Below are 12,899 nucleotides of genomic sequence, written 5' to 3'. Positions count from 1 at the left end.
ATTTATGACAAAAGAAATTTGTCCTAAATCTTTGGCTGGCAAGCTTTGGGGCATAAACGAGTCAAGACGGTTAGACCTGAGTTTTACTCCTATTAATGAGGTGTAAGTCATTGATTGGATGTTTGAATTACGTCAACAAAGTATTCTAGTTGTTTGATATATTATTCTTTCCTAGTTGTTATCTTTCAAACCCCAATTTCGCAACCTTCCAGACAGGAAAAGGACATACAAACTTGATTGATTTTTCTTCTATAAATGCGTTCAACAAAGGGCCTAGAGAGTCCTTTGAAGATCTAATTTGTGTGCTTGCTCGTCGAGAGAACCCTAAAAATGGTCTTGAATTCCAACCGAATGATGGTTGTGGAGGAGATGGAGGTGTAGAGGCTCTTTGGATTCTAAACAATGGAAGGAAAATTGGTTATCAAGCAAAGTATTTCACTTCGATTGGTGACTCCCAATGGAGTCAAATGGATGAGTCGGTAGAACAAGCGTTAAAGGTACACCCTGAACTTCAAACTTATATTTTCGCAATACCAAAAGACTTAACTCCACCTAGAGGGACGAAAGGTAAATCTCAGCGAGAAAAGTGGGATGAGCGAGTAAATAAGTGGAAAGGTTGGGCAGAAGAAAAGTCAATTGACATTGAATTCGAGCTTTGGTCCGAAACTACTCTAAAAGAAATGCTCCTTCGAAAAGAGAATGCCGCATTGATCAAGTTTTGGTTTGGAGGTGATGTACTAAACGATTCTTGGTTTGAAGACCAAGTTAATACTGCGAAACGAGCGTTAGATGACCGTTTCAATCCTCACGATCACGTAGAAGTCTCGGTTGAATCTTTGTTTGACACCATAGCTCGAGGTCCAAGCACGACTGAGCAGTTGATAGGCGCATTCAATGAGCTTGAGGAATCAAGAGTTCCCACTATAGAGTTCTCTTCAGCAGATCTTGCATCAGATGCCGACACACTTTTAATTGCAAATGAGACATGGCAGGAACTTGTTCAGCTTAAAGGTTCGTTTACACACGACTTAAATGAAGAATGGAACATTGAGGTAGCAACGAGTATTTTAGATCGGCTTCAAGACGCTGTTTGGAAACTTGAAAGACAGTACGCTTCGGTAGATAAAGGTATATTGATAGAGGATGATAAAAGCAAACTTGAAAATGTGCGTATACGTCTCCAAGAGCTTTCATCCTCTTGCTTTTCATTAAGAGAAATTCTAAGAAATTCTAACTTTATAGCAGAGTCATTACGCTGCGCTCTAATTTATGGACCTGCAGGTGCGGGAAAGTCTCATATTCTAGGGCAAGTTGCAGAGCAGCGAACTAGTGCAGGATTACCAACAGTCCTAGTGTTAGGCCAGAGTTTCTCGACGTCAGTATTTTGGGAGCAATTCGGCGGAATTTGTGGTCTAGAGGGTAGAACAGTCGATGATGTTTTGGGCCCCCTGAATACAGCTGGCGAACGTAAAGGTGAGCGGACCATTCTGCTCTTTGACGCAATCAACGAGGGTGTTGGTGCACATTACTGGAAGTGTAATCTCCCGGAAATAGTTAACGCGATTCAAAAATACCCTTACCTATCAGCAGTTTTCTCTTGTCGTGATGAGTATCTTCCTTATGCGGTTCCGGATAGTTTGCTCGAAAAACTTCCTAAATATCGGATAAATGGGTTTTCCACTCCGGAGGAGATGGAACGTGCAGCAATTCGATACCTTGATACCAAAGGCATAGCTCGGCCCAATACACCATGGTTATCGCCAGAATTCAACAATCCATTATTCCTAAAAACGACTAGTGAGGCTTTGCATGCTAAAGGACTTACGGAATTTCCTCGCGGGTTGAACGGAATATCACAAACTATGGCCCTGTATCTCGATGCGTTGAGTTGGCGCACTGGGATACAAACAGCAAACTCAGCTACCATTTCAAATTCCATTAAAAAATGTGTTGTTCAAGTCGCTAGTATGATGGCTATGAATGGTTGCGATTTCATAGAAGTCGAAGATGCGATAGCAATTGCAGACGAGAGCTTTAAGGGTAGAACTGCGCCAGAAGGAAAAACTTGGCTACAGGTGTTAATAGAAACAAGTTTATTCAGACGCGACCCGCCTCCTTATTCGGAATGTTATGATCCCTTTAATCCCCCATCAGAACTAGTGCGCTTCTCATTTCAGAGGTTCCAAGATCACCTCATGGCGACATCCTTGCTTTCGAAAGTGTCTAGGGAACAGTTAAATACGGCTTTCGATGCGGGCTTTCCTCTGAATTTCCTATTTTATGATGGGAAGCCAGACCATGGTCTTCACTATCAATATACAGGATTGATTAGCGCTCTATCCACAATCTACCCAGAGAAACTCGGGGTAGAATTTGCTAAAACTCTACCCGATTGGGAATTACATTGGGAAAGAGAACAGTCACTGCAGGAGAGCTTTGCGGAAAGCTTCAAGTGGAGGAGTGCAGATGCCTTTTCGAATGACTCGCGAGAATTACTGAACCGATTAGATGGCTACAATGTTGAGCCTCTAGGGTTACTCTTGGAAGTTTCAATGACTATTGACCATCCTTTTAACGCTCTTCGCCTTCATGAACGTCTGAAGCAATGGCAAATGCCAGAAAGAGATAGTCATTGGACACGTTGGATTAATTGGGCGTCGCGAGAAGAACTCAATCAAGTTGAAAGAATTGTCTCATGGGCGTTATCAAAGCATAGTCGCACTGCAGATTTAAAACATTTGGAGTTAGCGTCATTAGTTTTGGTATGGTCCTTATCTTCGTCTAACCAGACATTGCGTGACCAAGCGACCAAAGCACTAACGACGCTATTTTTAGTAAACTCAAACATATTTACCTTCCTGCTCGAAAAGTTGCACGATTGCGATGATCCGTATGTTATAGAGCGACTCTATGCAGCAGCCTTTGGAGCTTGTTGCATCGATCAAAGCTCTGAACGTCTAAATGTTTACTCGCATGAAGTCTTCGCCAAAGTTTTTGCAGACAAACAGCCACCGGTAGCACTACTTACTAGAGACTATGCATTGGGGATAATTGAACTTGCAAATAGCAAGCACGCATTGAGTGAAGGTATTAACCTAGAAGACTGCTATCACCCTCTAGGCTCTGAACCTCCAATATTTGGTCTGACTGAAGATGAAGTAGAGAAAATTGCTGAAGAAAGAGGAGGCAAAGAAATATTTAGTTCTGCTTCAAGTGAGTGGGGGGACTATGGGAAATACAGTATCCCAGGTCGTGTGCGAAATTTTTTAACTACTCCCCTTAGTAGTCCAAAACCAGTTTCGAAGAAAGAACTAAAGCGAGTTTTTTTAGAGGAAGTGATACATCCCTTCACTGAGCGCGTCGACGCTCTAGAGGAGTTTGAAAAAGCATCCAGTCCCAATTATTTTCAAGCTATATTTTTTGCTCAACCAGAGAATGAGGCTGTCAAAACGGAAGCTACAGCTCTAGAAGAAGCAATAGTTAATGCTCGCCACCGCTTAGAAAGCTTATTAAGTGAAGACGAGAGGAAAAGACTTTCGTTGGACTACCTTCGTGATGGTGGCTACGAGGAGTTTGATTCGGTTGATATACAACAATGCAGATTATGGATCACTAAAAGAGCCTATGAACTTGGTTGGAACTCAGATCTTTTTCCTAGAGATGGATATGGTACTAGTAACTCAAGACATGAAAATGACCTAGAGCGGATAGGTAAAAAATACCAAAGAATTGCTTTAGACGAAATTCAAGCCCGATTAGCTGACAACTACTGGTTTCTTGAAGGCGGATGGGGAGCTGAAAAGCCGTGTATTTATCGATATAGCCATCATGACTTTCGACGAAATATTGAACCAACTATATTACCTCCCGTAAAACAAGACCTCCACCTTGAAAAATGGATGGTAGAGCCAATTATCGAGCTTCCCGAAGTTACAGAAGAGAATTTGAAGCAGTGGCCTTTTGAAGAAGATCCGACGCTGACGATGATTGAGAAGCTCTCTAGGATTGATGAAAATAATAAGGCGTGGAGTGTGCTGTATGAATTCAATTGTTCTAGCGAAAAATATCAAGGTCGTAGAGTCGGCATGCATGGAATGCGATATGAAGAATTCAGATTCCTTTATTGCGTATTTCTTAAAAAAGGAAGTGTGAGAAAGCTAGCCGAGTTTCTTAGAGAGAATGAAAGTATTGATGTTGACTCTTTTAAACCGAGGGAGTTTACTGACGGTCCGTACCTTCGCGAAGCATATTGGCGCAATACGTGGGAATCTGAAAAGTTTTCAGACTCTCTTTGGAACGGGCCTGAAGAATGTACATTTGCAATACCTACAGTTAACTACCATTGGGAAAGTCATTTAGACAAATCTCTTCCTGATGGTTTTTCGAATTATATGCCACAAAAATGGTTTGCCGATGAACTTGAACTTTCGTTGTCTCAAAGTGAGCCAAGCAAATGGTTAAACATACATGGTGATGTTGTAATACAAGCTCAAGAGCCTTTTGAGCATCAAACTGCAGTAGTTATTGATGATGAAACTCTTCATGACTATGTTAGCAAGTTTGACATAGAACCAATGTGGGTAATGATTGCGGAGCGAAACACGTGGCCTAACGGAAACAATGATGAGTCTTGTTGGCGTCGTTCTGAGGGGATTGTGTGGCGTGAGGGAGGAGCTTGGCAAAAAGTCGCTTGGAACAAAGATACAAAACGATAGCCAGACCTAATGCTAAAGACGCCAACTATTACAAGTCAGGTGTATTTCGAACCACAATACTACGACAAAGCCAGTGAGAATTTTCCTTTCACTGGCTTCTGTTTTTAAACGCTCGAACCGACCATCCAGATTAGTTTTCGTAGGGAAAATCTAATTAACAGTATTTGAACGGTTTTTTCTCTAAGAAGGAAAGGGGCAAAAGCTTGCTACAGCAAAAGACAAACTATGACAAAAAGCGTCGAAAAGTTTCGAACTTTATTGTTACTTCTTGCTTTGAGTTGGCCTATTGAGTGAAATTGAGTTTTGATCTTTATTGTCAGTTCTTTGCTATAGTGTCACGTAGCAATCTGCCCCGCGTAACAGAAAAGTTTCAATCTTTGTTGTTCAGCGACAAGAGAGCCAACTTTTAGCAGCAAGAGCATTGTTACCTCAAACTCTGTCTGACTTAACTAAATACACAACTGAGATGGCTAGCTTCTACACCGAATCAATTGAATTTTGGAAAGGTATGCCGAAAAGAACAGGTAAGAAGCCTGTACCACCGAAACTAGATTTGGCCAATACAACAGCCATATTCACAAAATGCATGGAAAACGCAGACATAGATGTTGTTCTGGTAATGGCAAAAATACTAAGTAAGACTCAGTACTTATCCGCTAGAGTAGAAAATGAATATGAGAATAAGCAGTCGAGCCGTAGGCCTAGTTGGAGAGAAGATGCGGAATATCAACTAGTTGAGCTGGGAGTATTACAAGCTAAGGTAAATAGAATGTTTGATTATGGTAGATATTTGCAAAGCAAACTTGACCTCTCCGAATTTAAAAGTGATGAAATAGCCCAAGGTCTTTTAAACTTAAAGATTTCTCGAGCCCAATACCCAAATGTGTATAAGAAGTTAGAGCACACGGACTTAACATTTTTGTCTAAATAATGTACACACCTTAAGAAGTGTGTACATACAAATGGTTTAGTCTCTAAAAAACTCGACTAGATACATTAACCCTTTGATACATATGTGTGGATTGAGTTTGAATACCGAGACCATTGCTTTCCATACTCTCATAATCAGATAGATAAACCTTTGTGGGTACATATTAATCACCATTAACTATTGAACAAGAAAATTGCCAAATAGGCTACTGGTGATCTATAGTCTCGTGTGTCAGGTGTCGAGAATGATACCCAGCAGCCATAATGAGTAGTTGCAGCTACTCGATTTGGCTTCTCTCTTAAACCCTGCCTATGGTGGGGTTTAAGTGATTTTGAGCTCCAGTTTAATATCACGAAAGAAACTAAGCACAGCTACTATTTGCTTCCATGCACTGAACTACTTGAGCTCACGGGTATCAAGATAGTGCGATAAAAAAAGTTTATCAAGGTGCAGTTCGAGGATCATTTGTGGATAAAAAGCAAAATTCAAAATATCAGTCAGTGAACACTAACTAACTGAATAAGACCCTGTCTATAAGTCCAAATTACGGTTTGTTAATTCGATTTAGAAATAACCGCACCTAAAAATATTTATCTTGACAATTAAGAAACCACCCAAAATATAGTTGTGCCGTATTAACTACCTTCAGATGGGGGGCTCACTCTTTTAAACATAAAAGGATAAGTTCTTAACGCATCCCCTTTTCCTACATTTGGTCCACTCACTTCCCAAACCCCTGCGAACTCACTCGGTTCCTCGACCTTTAGGTAGTTATTCGGGTTTTGTTCCACATCATCTTTTGAACGTTGCGAAGGTGTTGGGAGGAAGTGAGCAAGCTTGCGATTTTCAATCTTAGCCGGGTTCAGAATAAACAGGCTACCGCTCTCATCTAAGTAACCTTCCACGTTCCCAATGTTTGTTTTTAATATCGTAGTCACCTTGTGCATAGATCTTCCTAGTTAGTTGATTTGCCAATACTGATAATGTCCTCCAGCATTTAACACCATTAACTCTAAATCTTCTATCCTTGGATATCTTCTTTAAATTCCCATCTCGGTGAGAATCGGAACTCTACCGACCAGCAATCTGAGGAGATAATGAAAGCTTTCCATACAGCTAAAGGGTATTGGCCTGATGCTCGGAAATTATTCGTGAGGTTATTTCTGACGAAACGGATCAATCTATCAATCTGGTCTTCGCTTGCTGTGTCGAAGCTAAGCGTAATAGAGAGATTGTCATAGTTAGGTATGTCGGCAGAACCTCTAAAGTCTAAATTAAGCTCGTCTACAAGTAACTTTAGTTCGGTTAAGAAGCTTTCGAACTTTTCCTGGTTGGTCTCCGCAAAGACTGACTTGGCGAACGCAGAGATATTAGTGTGATTGTCCACTAATAAATCTTCCCCATTAGCATGGAGAAACCCTCTTATCATCGGGACTAAATCATCCGGTGCTAAAACTTTTTGGTCATTATAAAAGTCAGAAGTTAGGAACGCCTGTTTATACTTTTCGAGAATATTATACTTTTCGAGAATATCATTCATCATATCTACTTGAACCCCTTATTTTGATGCTGTAGCAATCATTGCTTTCATACGGCTAAGTATGTTTTTTGCTCTTTCGTCATTTTCTAATTCACTAGCAGGAACCCTAACGTTTAGCTTTTTGGCCAGCTCGTTAATAGCAGCAATAGTCTTTTTACTTGGTTTCTTAATACGTTTTGCCTCTTCTACATATTTAGATAGTAATTTGGCGTTACTAATCGCTTGAGAAGGAATTTTCAGGCCAGTCTTCGATTCCAACTGTTTTGCGTAATCAAGAAACTTTTTAGATGGAGTACTTGGGACATCATCTTCGTGAGCTTTTATAAATTCTAGAGCTTTACCAAAGTCAGTCATTTTAAGCGCTGGCGGCTGGATCTTTTTGAAAGAGCATATTTGTGAAATCTTTCTTCGCATAGCGTCAGTTACCAACCAAGGGTGCTCTCGTAGCCATTGCCTCGCTTTAGCCTCACTTGCTAAGGCCTGTCTGGGCATTGGTAGTCCGAGCCCTTTACAACGCTTCTGAAGTTTATCTTTGGTTTGGTTTGAAAGTGGCATGTTAGGATTCACACCGTCTCTTGGTGTTTTATCAAACAGGTTTTTATTCAGGAAACCTATTAGCTTTTCAGTATTTTCAATTTGAGTGTTTATAAATTCCAGAGACGCTGCTTCTGCTTCTCGTTGAGGGAGTTTACTCATGTCAGAAAGTTTGAGTTCCCATTTGGCAGTAGTACCAGGGCTTTTATATGAATCAGGTAGTGCCTTATACAATTCAATCCCTTTTGGGGTGATATCAATCGAAGGGTTTTTACCCTTGCTAGTATACGCTACGAACTCACGCATTAAGATAGTTGCGATTTGAGTTGGCCTAGTAGCTGGTGTCCCAATGCCTTTTGATTCTTTGAGTGAATTCCTAAGAATAGGATTAGGCTCGAATTTTGCCGCATGGTACATCGCAAAAAGTAGTGAGGCCTCAGTGAAGAGAGGGGGCTTAGTTGTAGTAGACTCCTTTAGCTCAACATCTGGAATTGAAACATTGCTTTTGTCTAAATCGTTTAAGCTGATAGTTTGGACGGTCTCTTTACCTTTAAAGTAATGTTCCCACCCAGTTTCTATACAAGATCGCTTTGTGATCTTGAAACTAGATACCGGTTCTCCAAAAAGCCCATGGGTATCGAATTTTAAAACCCCTTCTTGAACTAAATATTTTGATGGAGGCAAATGTGCTTGCAAGTAATGCGACGTAATTTCTTCAAAGACCTGAAGAGCTAGCCCCTGTAGCTCTCCTGGTTTAGGTATAACAACAGGAGCTAGAGCATCGTGTATTTTATCTCCTGGCGTATAGCAGCTTGGTTTGAAACTTGCGCAGGTATCGTCTTGTCCCGTTTGAATGGCAGCGACTTTAAGGGCGGCTTGGCCAAATTGGTCCCATTTTGCTAGTTGAGTACATTTGTCGGCAATATCCCTAGGATTGTAATCTTTGTCAGAAATCTCTTGTTCTTCACCTCTTGGGTAAGTGATAAAACCAGAATCGTATAGGCGTTGTGCTGCATTGAGGACATCAGTGGCACTAGCGTTGCTAATCAGACTCTGTAGTTTGGTCAGTGATAAAGGCTTTGGTGGGGCAGAAGTCGCCATACTTTCATTTATATCTAAATCCAATATGCTCGCTTGCTTAAGCCTTTCCGTAAAATCCATCATAATAGATTTGTCGATATAAAGAGGTTTAGGTCTATTGTTTATGGTTAACTCCTCGACTTCTTCCTCAGACATATCAGGCGATATTTTGGATGCTAGATTTTTTTCATCCCACTTTACGCCAGGGATAGGGGAGTCATAGTCGGAGTCTTTTATCTCTGGAAGGTATCGGCCTTCAAAACTTACAGCGCCGTTACACCTGATCAGCGGTACCGGACGAAAGTGAGTTACAGATTTAAAGTTTGCTCTTTCTTGATGACGATGGTAAGTAAAACCTACAACAGTCGACTGAACTCGACCAACAGATGTCGTTGAGCTTTTCTTATCCCCTGAGCCTAGGTACTTTCCAAGCATTCCCCTTCTTGAGTAATAAGTGTAGGTGGCAGTTAGAACCATGGCTGCGTAATCTGCCATACGACGACTAGACCCAGCTAAATATTCGCCGTAGTATTGAGATGCATCGACCATTTCATCGAAAGAGGTTTGTATTGCATCCTTGGATAACCCCTTTGTTAACCAAACTCGTTTTAATGGGCCATCGTATTTAAGGAAATCTAAAATGCTACGGTATATGACTTCACCTTCTCGGTCTGGGTCTGTAGCACCAATGACTAAAGTCGCTTTGTCGACATACTGTTTAAGTAATTGGATTCGCTCTCCTGGTTTTCTTGCCGGGTATCCGTCACGAGCTGGTATGTCCGGACAAACTTTATAAGGAACCTTGCGAGGGATGCGTTCGTGAGTACGAGGATCGTTCCAACTGAAGTTCTGTATTTGCTCTGTAGGGGGAGACAGTTCGAGGAAGTGACCTGCGGCATACCAAAGGATCAGTTCTTGCCCTTTGTAGAAGCCTGAATATAATCCACCTTGCTTTCTAAGATTCAAAGCTGATGCGATCTTTTCAGCTTGAGAAGACTTCTCTGCAATAGCGACCCACATGGCTATTCTCCTAGTTTATTGACTGCGTGTATTCGGTGAGAAATCCAACGACCATACTCAGATTCAATATCAGCAAAGTGCTTCATTGCTTTCAGGCGGTACGAGTAATGAAAATATTTATTGTCTGAAGTTGCATATCGATGGTAGTTAGCGAGGCCTTTAAAAATGTCATTCGTTGCGTTTAATCTTCTGGCCAGAATGACACCACCAATAAATAGATTTGCACATACATCATCTCTGACGTCTTCCCAGTTTATAGTCACACCAAGCTTACGAAACTCTTGATCCCAAACCTTAGGGTTAACTTGTATTATTCCTAAATCACCAGAACCGTTCTTGGCTTTCTGGTCAGCTCCTGGCCAACCATTCTCGCTTCTCATGATTGTACGTATGTATTTAGGATGTATATTGTTTAGCTTGCTAGAGATTAAAGTACACTCTTCAATCTCACCTTTGTAAGTAAGAAGTAAATCTCGTTTACTTTTCCACGGCATGGCTTTGTACAGCCCCGTGTCGCCATGCTCTATTACATATTCGTAATAAGACCTTTCCGGTTCTTTAAGTTGCTCAAGACCGTCAGCTGCTGTTACACCCAAAAATTCAAACATAGACGCAATCCTCCGTTAAATGAAATATATCATTTAGCAACAAAAAACAATAGACTAAAGTTGACTTTGAGGTTGAATTAAAATACCATATATAAACACTTAAATGGGAGGGATGAGAATGAAATTAACCGCGAGTCAGTATGAAGGAGTCAACACGACTGGAGTACCTTGCATGATTAATGCGGGGGCAGGTAGTGGTAAGACTCGCGTTATTGTGGAGAAGGCCGCGACATTCATTGAGTCAGGCTTGGAACCCTGTCGACTTTGTGCCATAACCTTTACCAAGAAAGCTGCTGCGGAAATGTTAGAGCGTCTTTACTTACGTATAGGTATCAAAGCTTATCAAGCTGTTATCTGTAACTGGCACTCCTTTGCACTAAACCAAGTCATAAAACCTGCCATCAAAAAGCAACACCCATATTTTGTAAAGTGCGGTTATACATCGAGTGACTTAGTTATCTTGGATGAAACTGAGTCCCTTACACTAATAAATGAGTCAGCTAAGAAAACATTATCGAACTCAGACTATGAGTTCTTAAAAGAGCACGGTGGTGCAAAGTATGTTCAAAACTTCATGGGGCTATCCTTGTCCTATGGTCGTGGTCCTAAGTCTGAGTTCGAGCACCAGTCCAAAACCAACCCAAATCTGACTTTTGATGAGAAAGCCTTGTTAAGCCATTGCGTTTGTATCTGGAAGGTCTACTACAGACGAATGATTGAGCTGAATGCTATTGATTACGACCACATTCTCGTCCATGCGGTAAAAATTCTCACACATGATGTAGGTTTTAGAACCTGGTTGCAAAACCAGTTTAAAGCAGTACTTGCCGATGAGCATCAGGATGCTAACCCAGTCCAAGGCTTATTGTTAAAACTTATTGTTGGTCAAGGCAATAACCTAACTATGGTTGGTGATGAAAAACAAAGTATTTATGCTTTCAGGGCTGCAGATGTCGGTCAGTTACTAAATGCTCAAAAAGAATTCGGAGACATGAAGATTGTTCAGATGGGAGAGAACTTTCGATCAACTGAACAAGTTGTAAATGTGGCCAATGCTATTGCTGACTTAATGCATGAAGACCAAAAGGTTACAGACGGACATATGATAGCAATGGCAAATATTCAGGGTGATAAGCCAATTGCCCGACAATTTGCCAATGACAAGGATGAGGCAATTACGACAGCCAATGAGATTAAACAGGCTATCGAATCTGGTGAATTAAAACCAGAAGAAATTGCCATTCTGTATCGTTCAAAAGTAATCAAAGACCCAATTGAAGCTCAACTTATTGAGCATGGGGTAGAATACCGAGTTGTTGGCGACAAGGATTTCTTTGATAGTAAAGAAGTAAAGGACTGGAGTGCATTCCTACGTTTCTGTGCTAATGAGAAGGATGTTATGGCTGCTTCACGTGTCATTGATGCAGCAAGCCTTAAAACTAAGGGCGTAACTATGCGCCAAAAGCTCATTGATAAAAACCTAACAGTTATTGAATACTGTAAGTACATGACCACGTATGGAACTGTAAAATCTCAAGATAGAAAGCTTGGATTTGCCTCTTTGTTGGAGTGCCACTCAATTATCAAAGAAGCATTGTTCGAATGCGGTTCAATCACTGACTTAGCAAAAATAAATAACTATGAACTTAGTGATTCTGAACTGAGAAATAAGTGGGGAGAAGTACTTTCTGGCTTAGAGGAAGGTTTGCATCAAATCTGGGTCGAGCTGTTCAAACCCAAAATTATAGATAACGCTAAGAAGAAGTATAAAACTCAAGAGATGACAGCAGAAGTAATCTCAGAAGTTAATAAAAGAGAGCAAAACGTCATTACCTTAACAAAGCGCCTTTTTGCTTTCACTGAGGTTCATGGACACTTACATGATTGTATCAAAGAACTTAACATGCTGGTGGATTCTGGTGAGCAAGGGGCTAGTGCGGTTCAGTTAATGACAGAACACGCTAGTAAGGGCTTAGAGTTTAAGCGTGTATATGTCATTGGCTGCGAAGAAGAAGCACACTTCAAAGGTAATGAGAAAGACAATGTTCATGAAGAGCTTAGGCTATTCTATGTGGCCACCACTCGTGCAGAAAAGGATCTAATTTACTCATATGCACAAAGGCGCTTAGTTCACGGTGAGTTCAAGACACGGAAACCTCTACAATTTCTATGCGCTCTTCCAGTAGACCTTCTTTACTGGGAGTCTTCAATATCACCCAAAGTAGCGTATGAAAAAAGTAATAAAGAAACCACTACAAAACGAACAGGAAATCCTATTCAAATGCTGGCTAGAGGACAGTTACCACACCCCAAGCTAACAGTAGAGGTAAAGGAAACTAGAATCGAAGGATTTAAAATATAGAGTTAATGAGGGAATCAGCACTTGTAGTATGGTGAACGATACCTAGCTAACGTCACCATATGTTTTGTGGAGAATTACATACATTCAACATCTATTGCTGTTTGAAACT

At 40.9% G+C, this 12,899-nt stretch carries 7 protein-coding genes; 3 read left to right on the top strand and 4 right to left on the bottom strand.

Features of this window, described 5'->3' with window-relative positions:
- The first annotated feature begins 233 nt into the window (after positions 1-233).
- Both R7P36_RS15365 and R7P36_RS15360 read left to right on the top strand, forming a co-directional pair.
- Positions 234-4,715 (top strand): hypothetical protein, encoded by a 4,482-nt coding sequence (locus tag R7P36_RS15365; RefSeq protein WP_213899630.1) that lies wholly within the window; start codon positions 234-236, stop codon positions 4,713-4,715.
- Positions 4,716-5,136: 421 nt separating this feature from the next.
- Positions 5,137-5,646: a hypothetical protein gene (locus R7P36_RS15360; protein WP_213899629.1), complete on the top strand. Its 510-nt coding sequence runs from the start codon at positions 5,137-5,139 to the stop codon at positions 5,644-5,646.
- 635 nt (positions 5,647-6,281) lie between these two features.
- On the opposite strand, the gene R7P36_RS15355 is transcribed toward R7P36_RS15360, so the two are convergent.
- The 4 genes from R7P36_RS15355 to R7P36_RS15340 form a co-directional block, all read right to left on the bottom strand.
- A complete protein-coding gene (locus tag R7P36_RS15355; protein WP_025767076.1) occupies positions 6,282-6,593 on the bottom strand; it encodes a hypothetical protein in 312 nt (103 codons plus the stop codon).
- A 74-nt stretch (positions 6,594-6,667) separates the two neighbouring features.
- On the bottom strand, positions 6,668-7,189 hold the full coding sequence (locus R7P36_RS15350) for a hypothetical protein (protein WP_077284301.1): 522 nt from the start codon (positions 7,187-7,189) through the stop codon (positions 6,668-6,670).
- Positions 7,190-7,204: 15 nt separating this feature from the next.
- The gene (locus R7P36_RS15345; protein ID WP_077284299.1) at positions 7,205-9,820 is read right to left on the bottom strand and encodes a DNA topoisomerase; all 2,616 of its coding nucleotides are present in this window, start codon (positions 9,818-9,820) and stop codon (positions 7,205-7,207) included.
- A 2-nt stretch (positions 9,821-9,822) separates the two neighbouring features.
- Positions 9,823-10,428: a transglycosylase SLT domain-containing protein gene (locus tag R7P36_RS15340; RefSeq protein ID WP_025633990.1), complete on the bottom strand. Its 606-nt coding sequence runs from the start codon at positions 10,426-10,428 to the stop codon at positions 9,823-9,825.
- A gap of 118 nt (positions 10,429-10,546) precedes the next feature.
- Here R7P36_RS15340 and R7P36_RS15335 point away from each other — a divergent pair, with 118 nt between their 5' ends.
- Complete coding sequence (locus R7P36_RS15335) at positions 10,547-12,790, top strand: ATP-dependent helicase (RefSeq protein ID WP_025633991.1); 2,244 nt, start codon at positions 10,547-10,549, stop codon at positions 12,788-12,790.
- Positions 12,791-12,899: the final 109 nt, after the last annotated feature.

Source organism: Vibrio sp. 397, assembly GCF_033339395.1.
In the GTDB taxonomy this organism is placed as follows: domain Bacteria; phylum Pseudomonadota; class Gammaproteobacteria; order Enterobacterales; family Vibrionaceae; genus Vibrio; species Vibrio alginolyticus.
The sequence above is the reverse complement of the archived record's forward strand: the minus strand, read 5'-3'. Positions and strand labels throughout refer to the sequence as shown.

Bases quoted from the DNA above. Each gene is read 5' to 3' on its own strand.
- R7P36_RS15355 (WP_025767076.1), bottom strand. From the start codon at position 6,593: ATGCACAAGGTGACTACGATATTAAAAACAAACATTGGGAACGTGGAA.
- R7P36_RS15350 (WP_077284301.1), bottom strand. From the start codon at position 7,189: ATGATGAATGATATTCTCGAAAAGTATAATATTCTCGAAAAGTATAAA.
- R7P36_RS15345 (WP_077284299.1), bottom strand. From the start codon at position 9,820: ATGTGGGTCGCTATTGCAGAGAAGTCTTCTCAAGCTGAAAAGATCGCA.
- R7P36_RS15340 (WP_025633990.1), bottom strand. From the start codon at position 10,428: ATGTTTGAATTTTTGGGTGTAACAGCAGCTGACGGTCTTGAGCAACTT.
- R7P36_RS15335 (WP_025633991.1), top strand. From the start codon at position 10,547: ATGAAATTAACCGCGAGTCAGTATGAAGGAGTCAACACGACTGGAGTA.